Annotated in this window: 19 protein-coding genes; 2 read left to right on the plus strand and 17 right to left on the minus strand. The window is 71.0% G+C overall.

Annotated elements, in window-relative coordinates:
• Nucleotides 1–112 precede the first annotated feature (112 nt).
• From Phou_RS02585 to Phou_RS02610, 6 genes are all read right to left on the minus strand, one after another.
• Nucleotides 113–1,327, minus strand: a complete 1,215-nt coding sequence (locus Phou_RS02585; RefSeq protein ID WP_173053200.1) for a 3-deoxy-7-phosphoheptulonate synthase — start codon at nucleotides 1,325–1,327, stop codon at nucleotides 113–115.
• A gap of 39 nt (nucleotides 1,328–1,366) precedes the next feature.
• Nucleotides 1,367–1,615: a phosphopantetheine-binding protein gene (locus Phou_RS02590; protein ID WP_173053202.1), complete on the minus strand. Its 249-nt coding sequence runs from the start codon at nucleotides 1,613–1,615 to the stop codon at nucleotides 1,367–1,369.
• Between the two features lie 61 nt (nucleotides 1,616–1,676).
• Complete coding sequence (locus Phou_RS02595; RefSeq protein WP_173053204.1) at nucleotides 1,677–2,693, minus strand: beta-ketoacyl-ACP synthase III; 1,017 nt, start codon at nucleotides 2,691–2,693, stop codon at nucleotides 1,677–1,679.
• A gap of 37 nt (nucleotides 2,694–2,730) precedes the next feature.
• Nucleotides 2,731–4,335, minus strand: a complete 1,605-nt coding sequence (locus Phou_RS02600; RefSeq protein ID WP_218578668.1) for an FAD-dependent monooxygenase — start codon at nucleotides 4,333–4,335, stop codon at nucleotides 2,731–2,733.
• A gap of 61 nt (nucleotides 4,336–4,396) precedes the next feature.
• Nucleotides 4,397–6,112, minus strand: coding sequence for a solute symporter family protein (locus Phou_RS02605; protein ID WP_173053206.1), 1,716 nt, complete (start codon nucleotides 6,110–6,112; stop codon nucleotides 4,397–4,399).
• Nucleotides 6,109–6,444 carry a DUF485 domain-containing protein gene (locus Phou_RS02610; RefSeq protein WP_173053208.1) on the minus strand — a complete coding sequence of 112 codons (336 nt, stop codon included), beginning with the start codon at nucleotides 6,442–6,444 and terminating at the stop codon, nucleotides 6,109–6,111. Before Phou_RS02610 ends, Phou_RS02605 begins: the two co-directional genes overlap by 4 nt.
• Before the next feature lie 206 nt (nucleotides 6,445–6,650).
• Between Phou_RS02610 and Phou_RS02615 the strand changes: the two genes are divergently transcribed.
• Nucleotides 6,651–7,391, plus strand: a complete 741-nt coding sequence (locus Phou_RS02615) for a DUF6081 family protein (RefSeq protein WP_173053210.1) — start codon at nucleotides 6,651–6,653, stop codon at nucleotides 7,389–7,391.
• On the opposite strand, the gene Phou_RS02620 is transcribed toward Phou_RS02615, so the two are convergent.
• From Phou_RS02620 to Phou_RS02660, 8 genes are read right to left on the minus strand one after another with little or no spacing between them, the layout of a single operon-like run.
• The gene (locus Phou_RS02620) at nucleotides 7,384–8,085 is read right to left on the minus strand and encodes an SDR family NAD(P)-dependent oxidoreductase (protein ID WP_173053213.1); all 702 of its coding nucleotides are present in this window, start codon (nucleotides 8,083–8,085) and stop codon (nucleotides 7,384–7,386) included. The two genes, Phou_RS02615 and Phou_RS02620, sit on opposite strands and share 8 nt — an antisense overlap.
• A 35-nt stretch (nucleotides 8,086–8,120) precedes the next feature.
• A complete protein-coding gene (locus Phou_RS02625; protein ID WP_173053214.1) occupies nucleotides 8,121–8,759 on the minus strand; it encodes an isochorismatase family protein in 639 nt (212 codons plus the stop codon).
• Between the two features lie 28 nt (nucleotides 8,760–8,787).
• Complete coding sequence (locus Phou_RS02630) at nucleotides 8,788–9,573, minus strand: 2,3-dihydro-2,3-dihydroxybenzoate dehydrogenase (RefSeq protein ID WP_173053216.1); 786 nt, start codon at nucleotides 9,571–9,573, stop codon at nucleotides 8,788–8,790.
• Nucleotides 9,573–10,763, minus strand: a complete 1,191-nt coding sequence (locus Phou_RS02635) for an FAD-dependent monooxygenase (RefSeq protein WP_173053218.1) — start codon at nucleotides 10,761–10,763, stop codon at nucleotides 9,573–9,575. The genes Phou_RS02630 and Phou_RS02635 overlap by 1 nt, the downstream gene beginning before the upstream one ends.
• A gap of 28 nt (nucleotides 10,764–10,791) precedes the next feature.
• Nucleotides 10,792–12,906, minus strand: a complete 2,115-nt coding sequence (locus tag Phou_RS50875; RefSeq protein WP_218578671.1) for an amidohydrolase family protein — start codon at nucleotides 12,904–12,906, stop codon at nucleotides 10,792–10,794.
• Between the two features lie 11 nt (nucleotides 12,907–12,917).
• A complete protein-coding gene (locus Phou_RS02650) occupies nucleotides 12,918–14,021 on the minus strand; it encodes a 3-dehydroquinate synthase II (RefSeq protein WP_173053222.1) in 1,104 nt (367 codons plus the stop codon).
• 31 nt (nucleotides 14,022–14,052) lie between these two features.
• The gene (locus Phou_RS02655) at nucleotides 14,053–14,877 is read right to left on the minus strand and encodes a 2-amino-3,7-dideoxy-D-threo-hept-6-ulosonate synthase (RefSeq protein WP_173053224.1); all 825 of its coding nucleotides are present in this window, start codon (nucleotides 14,875–14,877) and stop codon (nucleotides 14,053–14,055) included.
• A gap of 15 nt (nucleotides 14,878–14,892) precedes the next feature.
• Entirely contained in the window at nucleotides 14,893–16,164 is a 1,272-nt protein-coding gene (locus Phou_RS02660; RefSeq protein ID WP_218578673.1) for an aspartate kinase, read from the minus strand.
• Nucleotides 16,165–16,389: 225 nt separating this feature from the next.
• On the opposite strand from Phou_RS02660, the gene Phou_RS02665 reads away from it, so the two are divergent.
• Complete coding sequence (locus Phou_RS02665; protein ID WP_173058068.1) at nucleotides 16,390–18,363, plus strand: anthranilate synthase family protein; 1,974 nt, start codon at nucleotides 16,390–16,392, stop codon at nucleotides 18,361–18,363.
• Here Phou_RS02665 and Phou_RS02670 read toward each other — a convergent pair.
• From Phou_RS02670 to Phou_RS02680, 3 genes are all read right to left on the minus strand, one after another.
• Nucleotides 18,320–18,727: a DUF6223 family protein gene (locus tag Phou_RS02670; RefSeq protein WP_173053226.1), complete on the minus strand. Its 408-nt coding sequence runs from the start codon at nucleotides 18,725–18,727 to the stop codon at nucleotides 18,320–18,322. The two genes, Phou_RS02665 and Phou_RS02670, sit on opposite strands and share 44 nt — an antisense overlap.
• A gap of 164 nt (nucleotides 18,728–18,891) precedes the next feature.
• Entirely contained in the window at nucleotides 18,892–19,554 is a 663-nt protein-coding gene (locus Phou_RS02675; protein WP_173053228.1) for a response regulator, read from the minus strand.
• On the minus strand, nucleotides 19,551–20,681 hold the full coding sequence (locus Phou_RS02680; protein ID WP_173053230.1) for a sensor histidine kinase: 1,131 nt from the start codon (nucleotides 20,679–20,681) through the stop codon (nucleotides 19,551–19,553). Before Phou_RS02680 ends, Phou_RS02675 begins: the two co-directional genes overlap by 4 nt.
• Between the last annotated feature and the right edge of the window lie 8 nt (nucleotides 20,682–20,689).

A 20,689-nucleotide genomic window follows, 5' to 3' on the forward strand; every position in this document is an offset into this window, starting at 1 on the left:
GCGCGGGCAACACTACTGGGCGTCCAGCGTGAGTAGTATCGACTACTCGATCAAGTAGTGACGAGGACGAATCCGGCTCGGAAATACAGCGGGAATTGGCACCATTGTACGGTCAGGCGTGTCCACTTGTGGTCCCACGGGCCCATGCTTCGATGAGCTCGGCGGCCTGGTGGCGGTTGAGCCGCGGATCGCACAGCGAGGTGTAGTGGCGCTGCAGCTCCTCCTCGTCCACCACGGGGCCACCGATGCACTCCGTCACCTCGTCGTCCGCGGCGACCTCGATGTGCAGCCCGGCGGCTTCCTGCCCGGCGGCGTCGAGGATGTCGCGGAACCGCACGGCCTCGGTGATCACGTCGGCCAGGTAGCGGGTCTTGAGCCCGGTCGGCAGCTTGACCGTGTTGCCGTGCATGGGGTCGCTGAGCCAGACCGCCTGGTGTCCCGCCGCGGCCACGCGCGAGACGATCGGCGGCAGGGCTTCCAGGATCCGGTCGCGGCCCATCCGCGCGATGAGCACGAGGCGGCCGGGCTCGCGCCGCGGGTCGAGCACCTCGCACACCCGCAGGATGTCGTCGGGCTTGGCCTTCGGGCCGACCTTGCAGCCGACCGGGTTGACGACCGACGAGAGCATCGCGATGTGCGCCTCGTCCGGCTGGCGGGTCCGCTCCCCCACCCACGGCAGGTGGGTCGAGCCCAGGTACAGCTCGTCGGTGTCCGGGTCGCGGCGGATCAGCCGCGACTCGTAGTCGATGACCAGTGCCTCGTGGCTCGACCACGGACCTTCCGGCATGGCGGTCGGGCGGTCGCCCTGGCGGTACGTGCGCATGACCCGCTGCACCTGGTCGCTGGCCTCGTAGGCCCACACCATGCGCCGCGGGTTCGCCTTGCGCGTCTCCGACGTGGCGATGTCGGAGTTGATCATGTGACCGCGGAAGGACGGGATCCGGACCGCGTCGTACCACTCGGTCGCCGCCGACCGGGGCTTCGCGAACTGACCGGCCATGCGGCCCACCCGGACCACGCTCCGGCCGGTGAGCTCGCTGAACCTGTCGCCCAGCCAGTCGATCGTCTTCAGCTTTTCCGAGGTGTGCCGGGGCGTGCACTCGTAGAAGCTCTCGGCGCAGTCGCCGAGCTGCAGTACGAGCGCCCCCGGCAGCGCCTCGCGCAGCCGCCGGACCTCGGCGGCTGTCACCAGTGGCGGTGCCTCCGCCAGCGCGCGGCAGGCTTCGTCGTACGCGGGGTGGTCTCGCCAGTCCGGTTGCTGTACCGCCGGCACGCGCTCCCACGGCCCGAGTTGGATGAGGTCCGCGATGGAGCCGGTTTGCTGCATCTTTCCTCCAGTCGACAGGTGGGCGAGCCGGCCCGGGTGTCAGGCCTGGACGCCCTTCGCTTCGAGCATCGCGACCGTCCCGGCGATGTTGCCGGCCTCGTGCATGTCCTCCTCGGTGACGTCGACGCCGTACCGGCCGGTGAGCGCGACGGCCACCTCGACAAGCACGAGCGAGTCGAGGTCGAGCAGGTCGAAGGAGGTGTCCGCGGTGGTGCCCTCCGGGGCGCCGTACTCGCAGGTCATGAGCTTCAGAAGCTGGTCGGTCAGGGTCTGCGTCCGGGTGGTCATCAGGTGGTTCGCCTCGCTCTCTGTGTGTGTGGGTGCCGAAGAATCGGCGGTGACGTATTGGTCAGGCCGCGTTGAGGTCGGGCCAGGTCAGCGCCGCCGCGCCCCAGGTCAGCCCGCCTCCGAAGGCGGTGAGCAGGACCCGGGACCCGGTGGCGAGGGTGCCGGCGGCCGCCGCGTCGGAGAGCGCGAGCGGCACCGACGCCGCCGAGGTGTTTCCGACGCGGTCGACGTTGACGACGGCTCGTTCCTCGGGAAGGCCGAGCCGCTGTGCCAGCGCCTTCAGGATGCGGATGTTGGCCTGGTGCCCCACCAGGTGATCGACGGAGCTGGTCGGCCAGCCGATCCGTTCCAGCAGCGCGGAGGACGAGTCGCCCATCCGGGAGACCGCTTCGGCGAACACCTTCTTGCCCTGCATGGTGAAGTAGCGGTCCTGCGCGTCGGGTTCGCCCGGTGTGGCCCGCTCCCGCGAGCCGCCGCCGGGGATCATGATGAGGTCCTGCCGCGAGCCGTCGGAGCCGAGGTCGACGCCGAGGAGCACGCCGGGCCGGTCGGCGTCGGGCACCGCGGCGAGCACCACCGCGCCGGCGCCGTCGCCGAAGATGACGGACGTCGTGCGGTCGGCCGGGTTGAGGATCGTCGAGTAGGTCTCGGCGCCGATGACCAGGACCCGCCGGGCCTGGCCCGCGATGATCTGTGCCGACGCGGTGGCCAGGGCGTAGATGAACCCGGAGCAGACCGCGGCCACGTCGTAGGCGGCGGCGGTGCCCAGTCCCAGCCGGGCCGCCACCTGCGGCGCGGTGGCCGGGCAGGGGTGGTCGGGCGTGGTGGTGGCGACGACAACGGCGTCCACGGCGCCCGGCTCCAGCGGCAGGTTCGCGGACTTCAGCGCGCGGTGGCCCGCCTCGACGGCCAGGTCGCTGGTGGCGACGCCCGGCGGGGCCCAGTAGCGGCTGCGGATCCCGGTCCGGGTCGTGATCCACTCCTCGGATGTGTCCAAAGTGGTGGATAGTTCCTCGTTGGTGACGCGGCGGGGCGGCAGGTAGCTGCCCAGGCCGACCAGTGCGGCGAAGTGCGCCATGAGCAATGCCCCTCGTACGGTGGGTGTCGGGTCCGGGTCAACCGGCGGTTCGGCCGCGGACGCGGCGGACAACGGCCGCCGGGTCGCCGTGTGCGGTGTTTCCACGCCAGGCCACGTGGTGGTCGGGGCGCAGGAGCACGAGGTCGCGTTCCCACACCTGCCGGGCGGCGCTGTCGGTCACCACCGTGTGGTTTATCGGCAGGCCCTGCGCGGCCGCCGCCTCAAGGAGCGGGGTCGCGCTGCCGTCGCCGGCGAAGTCGACGAGCGTGAACCCCGGGGCGAAGCGGTCGTAGATCGGCTTGCCGTCGCCGAGCACCAGGCTGGGCGGGCGGCTGCCCGGCCAGGTCGTCGGCGTGTACTCCGCGGGGCTCCACGGCGGCGCCGGCGAGTCTTCGTGGCAGATCACGGGCGAGCCGTCGTAGCGGTAGCCCAGCTCGATCCCCCGGTACTCGTTCTCGCCGCGCTCGGCGTTGATGAAGGCGGCGACGGCCTCGGGTGCGGCGCCCTCGCGCAGGCGGCGCCCCGCTTCGAGGTGCACGCCGAGGTGCCGGTGCGAGGTGTGCATGTTGCGCAGGCCGACCGGGCGGCGTTCGACCTCGTAGCTGTCGAGCAGGTCGGGGCCGCCGAAGCCCTTGAGGATGGCGGCGATCTTCCAGGCGGCGTCGACCGCGTCACCGATCCCGGTGTTCATCCCGTAGGCGCCGGTCGGGAACATACGGTGGGCGGAGTCGCCGGCCAGCAGCACCCGCCCGGCACGGTAGCGGTCGGCGAGCATGAAGGCCGGGCGCCAGCGGGACGTCAGCAGCACCTTGTCGATCTTCACCTCGACGCCCAGCGTGCCCAGCAGGTACGCCGCCGGGTCGGCCGGTGGGGTGTCGAACTCGGCCGCGTCCATGCCGTTGACGTGCGCGGTCCAGGTGTCCACCTCGTCCTGCGCGATGATCGTGTACCGGAACGCGAAGTAGTGCCAGAACCGCCCGTGCCGGTGCAGGCTCTCCAGGTCGCGGCTCTTGAAGTGCACCATGAAGGCGCCCGGCAGGCCGGGCACGTCGAAGCCTTCCTCGCCGATGCCGACGGCCGTCCGCACCTGGCTCGAGGCGCCGTCGCAGCCGAGCACGTAGCGGGATCGCAGCGGGACCCGCTCGTCGGTCATGACGTCGACCAGGTGGCTGGTCACGACGTCGCCGTCCTGGGTGAGCGAGTCGAAGCGCAGGCCGGTCCGCAGGTCGACGAGCGGGTCGCGCTGGCAGTGCGCGCGCAGGACCGGTTCCAGGTCGATCTGGGAGATGCGCTGGCCGGGCTCGGTGGGCTGGGTGCCGTCGTTGCGCTCGGCGATGCGCTGCCACTCCTGCGCCACCGACGGGAGCCGCCACGTGGTGATCGGCGCCGCGGCGAGGCCGGCCGACCAGATCACGTCCGCCCGGTGCTCCGGCGTCACGCCCGCGGCGCGGACGTCGCCCGCGACCCCGAGCTCCCGGAGAAACTCCATGCTGCGTGCGTTGACGTAGTCGAGCTTGGGATGGACCGATGTCTCGAAGCCCTGGTCGACCAGGACGCTGGGCACGCCCTGCCGGGCGAGCGCCAAGGCCGCCACCATGCCGACAGGGCCCGCGCCCACGATCAGGACCGGTACCGGATCCACGATTTCTTACCTCCCGAAGTGGTGTGGGGCGGAGGGACCGCCCCACACCGTTCGCGGTTGTTCAGTGCGCTTCGCTGAGCGTCCGACCCGTCCGGTCCCGTCCGTTCAGGCCGCTGGCGGCAATCGGCAGCTCCGCCTCAGCCCGGGCCGGGATGACGGCACCGGTCAGGGAGCGGACCTGCATCTCGGCGAAGGCGGCGTCGTTGCGCTCCGGGCTGGTGAGCGATCCGATGAGGCCGAACAGGAAGCCGAGCGGCGCACCGACGAGCCCGGGCTCGAAGTCGATGAACTTGAAGTCGGAGTCCGGGAACAGCGCGGTCGGGTCACCCGACACGCCGTTGGAGAAGAACACCATGACGAGGGTCACGGCCATTCCACCGTAGACGGTCCACATCAGACCGCGAGTGTTGAACCGCTTCCAGAACAGCGAGTAGATGACGGCCGGCAGGACGCAGGCGGCGCCGAGGTCGATCGACGTCGGGATGAAGATGTGCGTGAGCTGGGTCATCATCACCATGCCGAAGACCAGCGCACCGATACCGAAGATCAGCACGTAGCGCCGGACGTCCTTGAGCTCGGCGGCCGCGTCCCCCTTCTGGCCGCGCGCCGCGCGCACGTCCCGTACGAAGGAGGTCACGCCGTTGAGCAGCAGCACCGCGAAGATGGCGCCGACCGACAGCAGCGCGATCGCGCCGAGCAGGCCGCTTGCCCACGAGCCACCGAGGTCATCCACAATCTTGGGCAGGGTGATGTCGCGGTGGGCGCCGACCTTGCCGATGGCGGCTCCGCCGAGGATCGCGACAGCACCGAGACCGATGATGACCATGCAGGCCCAGAACCCGACCGTGATGATCGCCGCCCAGCCCGCCGTCTGCCGGGCCGCCCGTCCGCTCCTCGCCACGAAGAAACGCATGAACAGGAACGGCATGCCGATGGAGCCGACCGCGATAGCGAACGCCTTGGACAGGTGGACCCAGGGGTCCTGGGTCGAGTTCACCGTGGCGCCCTCGCCGAACAGGCGGCCGGTCTCCAGCAGGTCGCCGCGCGGACTCGGCGCGGCCTTCGCCTCGGCGTCGTTGAGCAGGTCGGCGAGGTTCAGCTTGTACTTGGCCAGGATCGCCACGGTCAGCACCAGGACGAAGCCCATCATCAGCGAGACCTTGAGCACCAGCACGCGGGTGACGCCGGGCATTCCGCCCAGGTAGACCAGCGCGATGGCGGCCAGGCCGACGATGCCGACCACGGTGCCCACGACGGGCGCGTTCACCGTGGGATGGGTGGTGAACATCCGACTCGCGACGAAACCCATCGAGCCCACCGCGATGACCGTGAACATCCCGAAGATGGTCAGGGTGAGGACCGCCGACGCCATCCGCGCCTGCCGCGGCTGGGCGCGTACCGCGAACAGGTCGCCGATCGTGTACGCGTTGACGTTGCGCATCGGTCCGGCGTAGATCAGCACCGCGAGCACCGTCGACATCACGAAGGCGGTCAGCAGCAGGATCGCGTCGAAGCCGTTCAGCGCGACGTGCCCGACGATGATGATCACCGTCGAGTACATGATGCCGCCGGCGACGTGCGCCATGGCGTTCTCGCCGATGCCGATGTTTCGCCCGGCGAGGAGGAAGTCGTCCCGGTTGCGGATCCGCCCGCGCACCGCCATGACGAGAGCGAACGCCGCGACCGCGAGGACCAGGACGATCCCGGTCGCGATGGCGGGTTCCGCCCACGTGTTGTCGATCGGCGGTGGCGGCGGTGCCGCGAGGATGTCGCTCACCGCAGGCCCCCTTCCAGGTCAGCCCGGATCCGCTCGCTGACCGGGTCGAGCCGGGTGCTGGCGTATCTCATGTACGCCACGGTGACGACGGCGACGAGCGCGAACGACAGGATCAGGAACAGCAGGCCTACGTTCATGGGTCCGCCGAGCCCGGTGCGGTAGATCTCCGGCACGAAGGCGGCGAGCGCTATGCCGACGAACCACCAGCCGTAGAAGATGACGCTCGCCCAGACGATGAAGGTGTTCGACCGGCGGCGCAAATCCTGGAACTGCGTGCTCTCGTACGCCGCGACATATCGTTCGCTGGCGGCTGCCGAGTCCGTTGGACCCATGACACCTCCTCAGTTCAGGACACTGTGGGTGACGGCGCCCTGACGTGGTGGTCAGTACTGCGACAGTCTCAGGCACCGCGGCCGGCGTACGGCATCGCCCATTCACGGTATGTCTGGCCCGCGGAGCGAAAATGGCGTGCCGCGGGACTTGAATCGCGTGAACGTGCGATGTCCACAGTCGACGCGCACGCCGGATCGTTTAGCGCATGAGGTCGGCGCTGAAAACCAACGCCTGGACGTATGACGACTTCACGAGTGGTGAGCTCGATCCCGCCCGCTGGACGGTCATGTCGATCGCCGGGGCCGACGGCCAGACGCACACCTACCAGGACCGCAACGCGCGGGTGCACACCGGTGACGGGCGGCTCGAGCTGACGGTCAACCCGTTCACCCGCTTCCACGACAGCGACCCGAGGCAGAACAACGCCAAGCAGATGTACCGGTCGGTGCGGCGCTTCACCGCGCCGCCGGCGGGCGAGCTGGCGTTCGAGGTCGACATGGGCGTGCGCACGTTCGGCCAGATCCCGTACGACCTGCTCGACGCCTTCGGCACGGTGAACCTCTTCGACCTGGAGACCGGCGTCGTGCTCAACGCGGCCGCGACCAACGACACTGTCTACGCGGTCGTCGAGAGACTGGTCCTGCCCGGCGTGACCCGCCCCGACGACTACTACATCCACCGGGTGGTCCTGGACGTGCCGACCGAGCCGGGGCTCGTGCACGCCTACACGGTCACCTACCGGGCGGAGACGTCCGAAGTGGAGTTCCGGGTGGACGGCCGGCTCGCCTACTGGACGCGGCTGCCGGTACCGGTGACCGGCTTCACGGCCGGCATGGCCCTGTTCTCCGCGCGCAGCATGTCCCGCTACACGCGGGCGCAGCGGGAGCACGGGCAGGGCGCCGCCGGTTCGTGGGGGCCGTGGCGGGTCACGACCAGCGTCAGATGAGCACTTCGCCGCCGTCGATGTTCAGGTTGATCCCGTTGATCGAGCGGTTTTCCAGCAGGAACGCGATCGCACCGGCGCAGTCGTGCATCGTCACCGGCCGCTTGGTGAGGGCGCGGGACACGGCCGCCTCGCGGGCGGCGGGCTTGTCACTCCAGAATGGAGTGTCGGCGACGATGCTCGGGTGCAGGGCGTTGACCCGGATCGGCGAGAGCTCCACGGCGAGGGTCCGCACCAGCGCACCGATGCCGCCGTTGGCTGTCGTCACGGTCGTGGATCCCGGGTACGGCCGGTGGCTGGCGAGGCCGCCGACAAGCACGACAGCGCTCTCGTCGGTCATCCGCGGTGCGAGCGCGTGCAGGACCGTCGTGTAGCCGGTGAGCTTCACGGTCAGCAGGCGGGTGGCGTCGAGCGGGCGGTACTCGCGGACCGTGTTGTAGTCCCGGTCGAGCGCCGCGACGACGAGGTGGTCGACGCGGTCCACATCGGCCAGCGCGTCAACGATCCGCTCCGGGTCGGCGAGGTCCAGGGCGATGCCCCGGGTCTGGCCGCCGATCTCGTCGGCGATGCGTTTGGTCCGGTCCTCCGAACGGCCGGTGATGACCACGTCGTCTCCCCGCTCGGCGCACGACTGGGCGAAGTGGCGGCCGATTCCCGAGGTACCGCCGATGACGACGACACGAGTGCGATCCGACATTGACAGTTTCCTCCAGGTGTAGGTGGTGGACGCCGCTAGCTTTCCAGCTCGGCCAGGACGTCGGCCATGGACAGCGGTACCGCGCAACGGTCCGCGGCGTAGCGCAGCGCCATGAGGTGGTCGTCGAGCGACAGGTCGGCCAGCGCGTCCGCCACGAGGAAGGGCTGGATGTCCCGGCTGAACGCGTCGAACGCGGTGATGAGGCAGCCCATGTGCGCGTACACGCCGCAGACGATGAGCTGGTCGCGCCCCGCCGCGCGCAGCCGCTCCTCCAGGTCGCTGCGGAAGAACGCGCTGTACCGCCACTTGGTCAGCACGGTGTCGCCCGGCTCGGGCGCGATGTCGTCCGCGATGCCCCGGTCGGCCGGGTCGACGCTCATGCCGGGTCCCCAGATGTCGTGCAGCAGCCCGCGGTCCTGGCGGCTCATGCCGCCCGGCTGGGCGGTGTACAGCACCGGCACGCCGGCCGCGCGCGCCGCCGCGAGCAGCTTCATCACGTTGGCGACAAGCTCGGTCAGCGGCGACTGCCCGGCCGGAAACGGGCGCAGGAAGTACCGCTGCATGTCGTGCACCAGAATGGCGGCCCGGTCCCGTCGCGGGCGCCAGCTCACCGCCGTGTCCGGCAGGTCGCCGGCGCCCGGCATGGGGTACGGCGCGATCGGGCTCATGGCCATGGTTCGCCTCCTGTTCTGTCCCGCGACGTCATACGTGCAGGGCGGCGCCGCCGTCCACGTAGAGGTCGTGCATGGTGACGTGGCCGGCCTGGTCGGACACCAGGTACGCGACCGCCTCGGCGACGTCCCGCGGCTGGGCCACCTTCCGCAGCGGGATGCCGACCTTGTACGCCGCCGGCGTGCCCTCGATGACCGCCGTGAAGTCGGCGCCCTCGCCGAGCATCGCGCGCAGCATGGGCGTGTCGGTCGAGCCGGGCGAGACGACGTTGCACCGGATGCCGTAGTCCGCGAGCTCCAGCCCCAGGCACCGGGTGAACTGGGCGGAGGCGGCCTTCGAGGCGGCGTACGCGGCCATATCGGTGCGCGGCACCCCGGCGGCGTTGGACGCCACCGTGACGATCGCGCCACGGCGCCGCTGCACCATCCGGCGGGCCACCGCCCGCGACATGTGGAACACCCCGCCCGCGTTGACCGAGAAGGTGTCGCTCCACTGCCGGTCGGACAGCTCGACCACCCGGCCGGTGAAGAGCACGCCGGCGGCGTTGACGAGGATGCCGATCGGCCCCAGCTCGACTTCGACCTGCCGCACGAGCGCGTCGACCGCCTGGCTGTCGCACACGTCGACGGCGTAGCCGCGGGCGGTCTCCCCCTCGGCCTCCAGCTTGGTCACGACGGTGGCGAGCGCGTCGGCGTTGCGGTCCACGGCCGCGACGCGTGCTCCCGCGCCGGCCAGCACACCCGCCACCGCTTCGCCGATGCCCTGTGCCGCACCCGTGACAAGCGCGACGGTCGACTCGATCCCGGTCAGTTCCATCAGGCACTCCTGCTGGTCGTGGTGGCCTGCTCGGCGTCGTACCCGAACAGCCACGCGTGCTGGTCCAGGCCCGAAGACCTCCGGGCGGAGGTGTCGCGGCGGCGTTGTGCGTCCCCGTCGACAAGGTGGAAGGTCTCCGCGTTGGCGCGGGACTGCTGCTGGATCCGCGTGGTGCGGGGCAGCCGGAGCTCGGCGTACCGGCGCAGGGCCTCGTCGAGGCCGTCCGGGCCCGCGCCGGCCAGGCAGGCGGCGAGCACGACGGCGTCCTCGATCGCCTGGTTGGCGCCCTGCGCCTGGAACGGCAGCATCGGGTGCGCGGCGTCGCCGATGAGGGTCACCCGTCCCGCGCTGAGCCGGTCGATGCCGTCACGGTCGTGCAGCGCCCACCGGCTCACCCCGTCCGCCGCCTTGATCAGCCGGGCGACGTCCGGGTGCCAGCCGGCGTACGCCATCGCGAGCTGGGTGGCGTCGCCCCGCGCCGACCACGACTCCTCACGCCAGTCCGAGGCGGGCACGGTCGCGCCGAAGCTGACCTGGCGGCCGGCCGAGACCGGGTAGCAGACCAGGTGCTGGTCCGGTCCGAACCACAGCTGCACCCGGGGGTTGGTGAGCAGGTACGGCACCCGGTCGGCCGGTACCAGCCCCCGGTAGATCGTCTGCCCGGAGTAGCGCGGCGTGTCGGTGACGATCTGCTCGCGGCAGACCGAGTGGATGCCGTCGGCGCCGACGACCAGGTCCGCGTCGACCGTCGTACCGCCGGCCAGGTGCAGCCGCGCCGCGCCGGCGTCCTGGGTCACGGTGTCGAGGCGGGCGTCGAGGTGCACCCGGTCGGGCGGGACGAGGGAGAGCAGGGCGCCGTGCAGGTCCGCGCGGTGTACCGCGAGATAGGGCGCGCCGAAGCGGACCTCGCACTGGCTGCCCAGCGTGGTCTGCTGCAGCAGCCGGCCGTCGTCCCACCTGCGCATCTCGATCGCCTCCGGCGCGACCGCGACGGCGCCCAGGTGCTCGCCCAGGCCCAGCCGGTGCAGCAGCCGGGTGGCGTTGGGTGCCACCTGTACTCCCGCACCGACCTCCATCAGGCGCTCGGCCTGCTCGTAGACGTGGCAGTCGATTCCGGCCCGGTGAAGGGCGGCGGCGAGGGTGAGGCCGGCGATTCCGGCCCCGACCACGGCCACCCGGATCTGCGGCATGTCGTTCCCGTCAGTGAATTCGTGCCCGTCAGTAGTAGAGGAGCGCTTTGCCCCAGTCCTCGTCGGGCCCGAACAGGCTGCGCGGCTTGACCACGTCGGACATGCCGGTCAGCGCCTCGTTCGGCACCAGCGTCCCCGGCGCGAGGCCGGCGACGTCGCTGTCGACGCCGTACGCGGCCTTTATCGACGCGGCCAGCTCCGCCTCGGCGGCGGCGCGGTGCTCCTGGGCCACCTCGATCTCGATGCGCAGCGCCGCCGGCTCCGCCCGTGCCCGCCAGAACACGACACCGTAGGTCTCGGGCAGGGAGAAGACGAGCTCCTCCAGCCGGTGCTGGGTGACCTTCGCGGCGCCCACCTGGTAGCCGAACGCCGACCGGCCGAGCACCCGCACGGTGGGCAGCTGCCACCCGCACGCGCAGTCGTCGTACGAGACGGACACGTTGTCTTCGAGGTTGTAACGCAGCAGCGGCATCGCCTCGCGGTACAGCGGGGTGACCACGAGCTGGCCGTCGCCCTCCGCGCTGACGTTGCCGGTCGCCGGGTCGTACACCTCGAACAGTGCCCGGTCGGACCACAGGTGCATGCGCCCGTTCTGGCACTCACCGGCGAGGCTGCCGGTCTCCGTCGAGCCGTACTCCTCGATCACCGGGACGCCCCACAGCCGGCTGATCCGCTTGCGGCGGGCGTCGGTGAGCGGCTCGCCGCCGACGAACAGCGCGCGCAGCGCGGGGAAGTCCACATCGGACCGGTGCCCGGCGGCGGCCGCCGAGGCGGCCCAGATGAGGCACTCGGTCGGCACCGACCAGGTGAGCGTGACGCCCAGGTCGTGCATGACGCGGACCACGCGGGCGTACGGCATGGCGAGCGACCGGTTGTCGCCGGGCACCACTGTCGCACCGTGCAGCCGGCCGGCGGCGTGCGCGAGGTGGCCGGTCAGCAGCAGCGCGTACGGCGTGCGGACCAGGAACACGTCCTCGGCGGAGATGCCGATCCACTTGCGGGCGAAGCGCTCGGCCAGGTCGGTCCAGTCCTCCGCCGTGTAGTACGAGGGCGTGGGCCGGCCCGCAGTGCCGCTGGACTCGTGGTAGGTGGCCAGCCGCTCCTTCGGTACGCCCAGCATGCCGAAGGGGTAGTTGTCCCGCAGGTCCTGCTTGGTGGTCAGCGGCAGCGCGGCGAGGTCGGCCGGCGTGGTGGGCAGCGCCGTCGCCGACTTCAGCCACTTGCGGTAGAAGGGCGAGCGGGCCGCCCAGGTGACCGTCTGCGGCAGCTGCTTCTCCTGCAGGCGCTGCAGGTCGTCCGGTCCCTGCCACTGGCCGAGCTGCGGCAGGTTCGAAGGTGCGTCGTCGGTCACGACTTCTCCTCTCTGAGAACGCTTACTCGGTCCCATACCGACAGGCTCCATGTGACAGCACTCGATGCGCGTTGTCCCAGGCGATCTGCCGCCACTGCTCGGCCGGTATCCGCAGCGCCTGGAACTTGGCCAGCTCCACCGAGGGTGCTGGAGCGGATACTCGGAGCCGAACACCACCCGCCCGGCGCCGAGCCGGCTGACTGCCGCCTCGGCCACGCACGTGTAGCCGCCGGAGGTCTCCAGCAGGATGTTGGGCTCGTCCCGGATCAGGGTCAGGGCGTAGAAGTCGATGTTGCCGATGCCGCTGTGCCCGAGCACGAAGTTCACCTGCGGAAACTGCCGGGCCAGGCCGACCAGGTCGGCCACGCCCGCGCCCCGTCGCTCCAGGCAGACGGCGTACACCGGGTGGGCGAACTCCGCCGCCACGCCGACGAGCGCGGCGACCCGCGGGTCGTCGAGTCCGACGCCGTGGACGGCGGGCGAGACCTCCAGGCCGCGAAACTCGGCGGCCCTTTCCCGGTACGCCTCGGGAGGGCGATGGGGGTTGGCGAAGAAGAACGGGACCAGGCGGCCGTCGGTGCCCGCGCAGGCGGCGAGCACCGCGTCGTTGTCGGCGTCGGTCTCGATGTGCCCGCCCTCGATGAGCTGGCGGGACAGGCGGTCCAGGTCGATGGTGCCTCCCGCGCACACCACCGCGCGGTCCAGACCGCACTCCTCCAATGTGGACAACAGTCGCTCCCGGGCGCCCGGCCGAGGTGCCAGGCGCACGTGGAAGTCCAGCACGTTCCCCATCGCCGCGCCGCCTACTTCTCGATGCAGAACTCTTCGATCGGGTACCCCACGTGCCGCTGCTCGACGGGCAGGTAGCCGAGGACCTTCGTGCCTTCGGTCAGCTCGGTCACGTTCAGCACCGACGCGCCGGGGCCGAGCACGCGCACGTGCCAGTCGTCCTGCACGATGAGGTTCACCTTCACGCCGGACGGCGAGACCGCGTCGATCGCGAGCAGCGGCCGCGTCTCGATCTTGACTCGGCCGACGGTGATGACCCGCGACTTGCCGTTGGCGTCGACGGCGAGCACCCGGCCGCCGGAGACGAGCTCGCTGAGGTAGTTGGTGCGGCCGTTGGCCGACAGCGTGTACGAGTGCAGCGCGCCGGCGTTGACCCGGAAGGGCCGGGTCGGCATGTACGGCAGCGGGTGGGTCTCGCTGCAGCACAGGATCATGCCGGTCGAGTGCGAGCCGACGAGGATGCCCTCGTCGAGGCCGAAGTTGGAGCAGGTGTCGACGCAGGCCCGCTCGCCCATGCCCACCCGGCGGATGCCGGTGACCTCGAGCTCCACCAGCGACAGGTCGGCCGCCTTGGTGACCGCGGCCGCCTTGAGCTCGGTCGCCTCGCCCACGCGGCGGGGCGCGAGCATGACGCCGTCGGAGCCGTGCTCGAGCACACCGAAGACGATCTCGCCCTCTTCGACGTCGGCGACCTGGGTGATGATGCTGCCGTCGGCACCGGCCGCGGCGGCCAGCACGATCTCCAGCGGGATCTTGGTGGGGTCGCGGAAGTAGAGCAGGCTCCACCGCTCGTGGCGGGCGGAGCGGCAGGCGTCCTCGAGCGTGTCGGCGTCGACGATCTCCACGTACCGGCCGAACTCCACATCGGGGTACTGCAGCGCCAGCGCGGCGGGCTCACCGTGCCGGTCCGGCTCGACGATGACCAGGTCGGCGGGCTCCAGCTTCTCCGGCAACGGCAGGTTTTTCGGGAACAGGACCTTCTTGACCGTCGGGGGCAGTGCCTCCAGGTCGGCCGGGTCGGACGCGACGATGGCGTCGACCCTCTGGTGGAGGGCCTCCTCGACGATGGCTTCCTTGGCGCCGTTGGCGTTGCGGATGTCAAGCCAGCACAGCTTCACAGGTGTCTCCTCAGCGGAAGTTCGGGGAGTCTCAGGACGTAAGGGCGAGCCGGTCGTCGATGTCGTACCGGTCCGGCACGTGCCGCGACTCGTGCACGACCCGTGCGACCGTCGATGCCATCCAGCCCGGTTGGTCGGCCTGGAAGATGTTGCGCCCCATGGCCACGCCGGCCGCGCCGCCGCGCAACGCGTCGGACACGTACGCCAGCACGGTCTCGGTGTCGGCCGCGCGCGGGCCGCCGGCCACGATGACCGGGATCGGGCAGGCGCGCACCACGTCCGCCATCAGCTCGGGCGTACCGGCGTAGTCGGTCTTGACGACGTCGGCGCCGAGGTCGGCGGCGAGCGTGGCGGCGTGCGCGAGCAACTCCGGCGCCCGCGAGTTGCTGATCTGCGGGCCGCGGGCGTACACCATGGCGAGCAGCGGGACGTTCCACCGCTCGCACTCCTCCGCCACGGCCGCCATGTCGCCGATCTGCCGGGCCTCCTGCAGCGAGCCGAGGTTGACGTGGACGCTGACCGCGTCGGCGCCCAGCCGCAGCGCCTCCTCCACGTGGGCGACCAGGTACTTGGCGTCCGGGTCCGGCGCGTGCCGCGTGCTCACGCTCAGGTGGACGATCAGCGACATGTCGCCGAACCAACCGTGGTCGACGTGGCGGAGGCTGCCCTTGTGCAGCACCACGGCGTCGATTCCGGTGCCGGCCAGCTCGCCGAGCAGCGAGTTCAGGTGGCCGCCGCGCAGCGGTCCGTCGGTGACGGAGTGGTCGAGCGGCACGACGAGCAGGCGCCCGTCGCCGTGCCGGAACAGGCGTCGCAGGCGCAGGCCCCGGGCGAACGAGGCGTTGTGTAGAGCCACTGTGTCCTGCCTCTCTCAGACGGTGGCGGGTCGGCCGGAAGGCGCGGCAGTGAGGTCTGCCGGATCCGGCCGGTCGAGGTGGAACTCGCGATGCAGGGTCTCGACGGCGTCGACGGTGCGTTCGCGCGGCACGATCACGGACAGCCGCATCTGGGACGTGGAGATCCAGCTCGTGGGAATCCCGGCCGCGGCCAGCGCCGCCATGAGCCGGGCGGTGTACTCCGGGCGGCTGAGCAGGCCCATCCCGACCACCGAAACCTTGCCGACGTTCTCGTCGAAGTGCACGCCGCCGCCGAACGAGGCCGTGACCTCGTGCAGGGCGGCCCGTACCGCGTCCGCCTGGCTGCGGCGGATGGTGAATCCCATGCGGAACTCGTTCTCGTACGGCCCGGAGCGGGCAACCAGGTCCACCACCGTCCCGCCGGCGGCGAGCACGGCGAACACCTCGGGCGCCAGGTCCCGGTGGCTGTTGCGGCAGTGCACCAGCACGCGCGCGACGTCGGTGTCGTGGGTGACCGCCACGACGGCGCGCCGGGTCTCCAGCGGCCCGACGTCGCCACGGTCCACAATGGTCGTTCCCGGCTCCTGCGATGCCGCGTTACGCACGCGCACTTCGACCCCTTCCATGGCGGCAAGTTCGATGCAGCGGGTGTGCAGGACCCGCGCCCCGGCGAACGCCATCTCCGCCATCACGCCGGGCTCCACCCACGGCAGGCAGCGGGCGGCGGGCAGGATGCGCGGGTCGGCGCTGTAAACACCGTCCACATCGGTGTAGATCTCGCAGGCCGACGCGTGCAGCCGCGCGGCGAGCGCGACCGCGGACGTGTCGGAGCCACCGCGCCCGAGGGTGGCGATGTCGCCGGCGCGGTCGACCCCTTGAAAGCCGGTGACCACGGCGACCTCGCCGGCCTCCAGCGCGGCCCGCACGCGTACGGCGCCGATCCGCGAGATGAGCGCGTCGCCGTGCCGGTCGGTCGTCTGGATGCCGGCCTGGGGTCCGGTCAGCGAGATCGCCGGAACCCCCAACCCGTTGAGGGTGAGGGCCATGAGCGCCGCCGACTCGGACTCCCCCACGGCCAGCAACTGATCCAGCTCCCGAGAGGGGCTCGACGCGCCGACGTCAGCGGCAAGCCGCAGCAGGTCGTCGGTCCGGCTGCCGCGCGCCGAAACGACGACGGCGACGGCAGAGCCGCGGCGCCGCGCTTCCGCGATGCGCAATGCGGCGTTGCGGACCAAGTCAAGGGTTTGCAGCGACGTACCGCCGAATTTTTGGACGAGCACATCCACGGTCTTTTCACCGCCCTCGTCGAACTGGTTGCGCTCGACAGTAAGTGGGCGTGCGCCTTCCCGGCTACGACAGGGGTGAGTAGTGGCGCTTCATTTCAGCCGTTTACGCCACAGCGCCACAGTGTTACCCCGAATACGGGATGGTGCCTTCACGTCATGTGCGACTCGTTTCGCCGCCGCAGTATCGAGACCGGAGTGGCCTGATCTCGGGTGAGGGGAAACGATATGTACGGGACGGATTCGAGCACGGCCGGCGCGGATGTTCTGGCCGGCCTCGGTGCGGACGGGCGCGCGTTCGCCCTGCTGTACCGGCCCGGCTCGGCCCGCGACGCGAGCGTGCAGGTCCTGGCCGGCGACGTCTGCCGCGTGGACAGCCTCGCCGAGCTGCCCCTGCCCGGCGACCCCGGTGACGGTGAACGGCACGACCTGCTCGTGGCGATCCCGTACCGGCAGGTCGTCGAGCGCGGTTTCGACTGCCACGACGACGGTGCGCCGCTGCTCGCGATGCGCGTGCGCGAGCAGGCCGCGATCGGCCGCGACGAGGCCCTGGCGGCACTGCCCGACCAGGTCGTACCGGTCTCCGGCGAGGGGTTCGACCTCAGCGACGAGGAGTACGCGGCGATCGTCAAACGGGTGGTCGGCGACGAGATCGGACAGGGCGCGGGGTCGAACTTCGTCATCCGCCGCACCTACGCCGCCCGGCTTGACGACTACTCGGTCCGCGCGGAGCTGGCCATCTTCCGGCGCCTGCTGACCGGGGAGCTCGGCTCGTACTGGACGTTCCTGTTCCACACCGGCGAGGGCACGTTCATCGGCGCGTCACCGGAGCGGCACGTCAGCATGGCGAACGGCATCGTCTCAATGAACCCGATCAGCGGCACGTACCGGCACCCCGCGACCGGCCCGGAGATCTCCGGCCTGCTCGACTTTCTCAACGACCCGAAAGAGGCCAACGAGCTCTTCATGGTCGTCGACGAGGAACTGAAGATGATGGCCCGGATGTGCGTGTCCGGCGGCCAGGTGCACGGACCGTTCCTCAAGGAGATGGCCCGGCTGACCCACTCGGAGTACATCCTGACCGGCCAGAGCGACCTGGACGTGCGCGACGTGCTGCGGGAGACGCTGCTCGCGCCGACCGTCACCGGCAGCCCGCTGGAGAACGCCTTCCGGGTCATCACCCGCCACGAGACGGCGGGACGCGGGTACTACGGCGGCGTCCTGGCACTGATCGGCCGCGACGCGGCGGGCAGCCGCACGCTCGACTCGGCGATCATGATCCGGACCGCCGAGATCGGGGCCGCGGGCGCGCTGCGGCTGGGTGTCGGCGCCACGCTGGTGCGCGACTCCGACCCGGAGTCCGAAGTGGCCGAGACACGCGCCAAGGCGGCCGGCATGCGCGTGGCGCTCGGCCTCGCCGTCGACGGCACCGGCCGGTCGAGCCGGTCCACTGTGGCGAGGGCACACCCCTCGCCGGCCACCGATCCGCGCGTACGGCTGGCACTACAGAGCAGAAACGCCACGCTGTCACGCTTTTGGCTCGACGGGGCACACCGCCGGAGCCCGGACCCCCGGCTGGACGGGCGGCGCGTGCTGGTCGTCGACAACGAGGACCTCTTCATGGGGATGCTCGGTCACCAGCTGCGCGCGCTCGGCCTACGCACCACGATCACCCGATTCGACAGTCCACTGTATCCGGAGGGGTACGACTTCGTGGTGGTCGGGCCCGGGCCCGGCGACCCCTGCGACACCACGGATCCGCGCATGGGCACGCTCCGCGCGCTGACCCGTGACCTGCTCGCCGGTACCGTGCCGTTTCTGGCCATCTGCCTCGGCCACCAGATCCTCGCCGCCGAGCTGGGCCTCCCGATCGCGCGGCGCACGGTGCCCAACCAGGGCGTGCAGAAGCGGGTCGACCTCTTCGGCCGGCCGGAGCTGGTGGGCTTCTACAACACCTACACCGCCCGCGCCGGAGACGACGTCATCCCGTACGGGCGGGGAGGTCGCATCGAGGTCAGCCGTACGCCCGAGACGGGTGAGGTGCACGCCTTGCGGGGTGAGGGCTTCCGGTCGGTGCAGTTTCACCTCGAGTCGATCCTCACCCAGCACGGCCCGCAGATCCTCGGCGACCTGCTCGTCTCGTTGCTCGGGGACGGCGTCAGGCTACGCGGCGGGAGCGAGCGAGAGCCAGTCCGCCGATAGCCAGGCCGACCAGCGCCAACACCACGGCCACGATGGCGCCGCCGCGACCGCCGCCACTGCCGACACCGCCGTCGGAGCCGGCCAGCGCGATCACGGCGGCGACCATGCCGACCAGGGCCAGCACGATGGCCACGATGGCGCCGACCCGGCCGTTGCCACTCCCGGAGCGGCCGGCCGCGCGCAGCGACCAGCCGGCGACGATCACGCCGATCAGCGCCAGCGCCATGGCCACTGTGGACCCGGCACGCCCGGAACCACCGCCGGAGTCCTCGGCGAGCGGCACCTGCGCGGCGGCCGGTGCGGCAAGTGCGAAACCGCCGAGCAGGGCGGCGGCGGTGACGATGAGCAGACGACGCACGGACATGGTGCATCCTTTCGTTGCGTGGACGGGTACCGGTGCCAGCCTATTGACGGAAGTGATTGCTGGTCGTCATGCCGAAGTCGACCATTTCCCTACCGCCGGGACGGTACGCAAAGGCGGCGCTTCCTGCGTTTGCAGCAGGCGGCTACCGCGACCGCAGCAACCGGTCAGCGGTTTCGCGGAGTGACCAGCCCCGCTTCGTAGGCGAACACGACGAGCTGCGCGCGGTCGCGGGCCTGCAGCTTGGTCATCGCGCGGTTGACGTGGGTCTTCGCGGTCAACGGGCTGATCACCATCTGGTCGGCGATCTCGTCGTTGGACAGCCCTTGCGCCGCCAGGGCGACGGCCTCGCGCTCGCGATTGGTCAGCTCGGCCATCCCCGCGCTTGCCTCTGGGCCGAGCGGCTGCGCCACGTACCGGCTGATCAGCATCTTGGTGATCGACGGAGCGAGGAGGGCGTCGCCCCGCGCCGCGACCCGCACGGAGTGCAGCAGGTCGTCCGGCTCGATGTCCTTGACCAGGAACCCGGCGGCTCCGGCCCGCAGCGCGTGGAACACGTACTCGTCGAAGCCGTAGTTGGTGAGGATCACCACCCGCATGCCGGCCAGCTCGGGGTCGGCGGCGATGTGCCGGGTGGTCTCGATGCCGTCCATGACCGGCATCTGGATGTCGACGAGCGCGAGGTCGGGCCGGTGCTGGCGGGCCAGGGCCAGGCCCTCCTTGCCGTTGGCGCCTTCGGCCACCACCTGCATGTCGTCCTCGGCGTCGAGGAGCGTGCGGAACCCGTTGCGCAGCAAGGGCTGGTCGTCGAGAAGCATGATACGGATCATGAGATCTGCGCCACCGGAAGCTCGGCCTGGACGGTGAAGCCGCCCCCGGTGCGCGGCTCCGCGAGCAGCCGGCCGCCCAGCGCGGTGACGCGCTCCTGCATGCCCAGCAGCCCGACGCCGGGCACCGGTTTGGCGCCAGGTTTGGCCAGGCCGTCGTCGTCGATGCGGATGGCGAGGCCGTCCGGGCGGTAGTCGATGCGGATCGACGCGGTGGCGGCACCGGAGTGGCGCGCGGTGTTGGTGAGGGACTCCTGGACGATCCGGTAGGCCGTGCGGTCGACCGCGTCCGGCACGTCCTGCCGCTCGCCTTCGATGGTCAGCGTCGTGGTCAGGCCGATACCGCGGGCGCCGGCCAGCAGCTCGGGAAGGTGGTCGAGCCCGTGCGACGGCGACTGGCTGCCGTCGCGCAGCGTCTCCAGCGTGGCCCGCAGCTCGCGGGTCGCCTCGCGGCTGGCCTGCTGGATGGCCAGCACCGACTCGGGGACCACCTCGCCGCGCTTGCGGGCCAGGTGGACCGCGACCTCGGACTGCACCTTGATGATCGAGATCTGGTGGGTGAGCGAGTCGTGCAGCTCCCGCGCGATGTAGAGCCGCTCCTGCGTGGCGCGCAGGCGGGCGGTCTCCTCGCGGGTGCGCTCGGCCTCGTCCGCGCGCCGCTCGGCCTGCCGCAGCGCCTCGCCGGCGGCCGCGGCGGCGATCAGCCAGGCCAGCTCGAGGACGCTGCGCGCCTGGGCGAGCGCCTCCTTCGCGGCACCGTCCGCCGGCGACGCCATGATCGCGAGCGGGAGGCTGAACAGCATGGCCAGGCTGGCCACCAGCGTGACGATCCGGTGCCCGGAACGGACCGCCGCGTACACCGCGAAGAGGTAGGCGACGGCGGGCACGTCCAGGCCGATCGCGTTGTAGCCCAGCGCGCAGAGCCCGGTGACGATCAAGACGGGAATCGGCAGCTTGCGGCTGACACCCAGCACGAGGCCGCTGATGACCACGAGCAGGTAGCCGACCAGCGGGAAGTCGGTGGTCTGGTGATCCCCGGCCACAGCAGTGATCAACAGCACCGCCGCGACACAGACCGCGATGATCCAACTCCTGGCCTGAGTCCAGTAGCTGGACAGTCCCGTCCTCATGATGGCAC

It is taken from the genome of Phytohabitans houttuyneae (genome assembly GCF_011764425.1).
Taxonomy (GTDB): domain Bacteria; phylum Actinomycetota; class Actinomycetes; order Mycobacteriales; family Micromonosporaceae; genus Phytohabitans; species Phytohabitans houttuyneae.

Excerpts from the sequence above, each read along its gene's own strand:
- Phou_RS50875 (WP_218578671.1), bottom strand. The coding sequence starts at position 12,906 with ATGGGGAACGTGCTGGACTTCCACGTGCGCCTGGCACCTCGGCCGGGC.
- Phou_RS02635 (WP_173053218.1), bottom strand. The coding sequence starts at position 10,763 with ATGCCGCAGATCCGGGTGGCCGTGGTCGGGGCCGGAATCGCCGGCCTC.
- Phou_RS02610 (WP_173053208.1), bottom strand. The coding sequence starts at position 6,444 with ATGGGTCCAACGGACTCGGCAGCCGCCAGCGAACGATATGTCGCGGCG.
- Phou_RS02675 (WP_173053228.1), bottom strand. The coding sequence starts at position 19,554 with ATGATCCGTATCATGCTTCTCGACGACCAGCCCTTGCTGCGCAACGGG.
- Phou_RS02585 (WP_173053200.1), bottom strand. The coding sequence starts at position 1,327 with ATGCAGCAAACCGGCTCCATCGCGGACCTCATCCAACTCGGGCCGTGG.
- Phou_RS02670 (WP_173053226.1), bottom strand. The coding sequence starts at position 18,727 with ATGTCCGTGCGTCGTCTGCTCATCGTCACCGCCGCCGCCCTGCTCGGC.
- Phou_RS02630 (WP_173053216.1), bottom strand. The coding sequence starts at position 9,573 with ATGGAACTGACCGGGATCGAGTCGACCGTCGCGCTTGTCACGGGTGCG.
- Phou_RS02595 (WP_173053204.1), bottom strand. The coding sequence starts at position 2,693 with ATGGCGCACTTCGCCGCACTGGTCGGCCTGGGCAGCTACCTGCCGCCC.
- Phou_RS02680 (WP_173053230.1), bottom strand. The coding sequence starts at position 20,681 with ATGAGGACGGGACTGTCCAGCTACTGGACTCAGGCCAGGAGTTGGATC.
- Phou_RS02615 (WP_173053210.1), top strand. The coding sequence starts at position 6,651 with ATGAGGTCGGCGCTGAAAACCAACGCCTGGACGTATGACGACTTCACG.
- Phou_RS02625 (WP_173053214.1), bottom strand. The coding sequence starts at position 8,759 with ATGGCCATGAGCCCGATCGCGCCGTACCCCATGCCGGGCGCCGGCGAC.
- Phou_RS02665 (WP_173058068.1), top strand. The coding sequence starts at position 16,390 with ATGTACGGGACGGATTCGAGCACGGCCGGCGCGGATGTTCTGGCCGGC.
- Phou_RS02590 (WP_173053202.1), bottom strand. The coding sequence starts at position 1,615 with ATGACCACCCGGACGCAGACCCTGACCGACCAGCTTCTGAAGCTCATG.
- Phou_RS02620 (WP_173053213.1), bottom strand. The coding sequence starts at position 8,085 with ATGTCGGATCGCACTCGTGTCGTCGTCATCGGCGGTACCTCGGGAATC.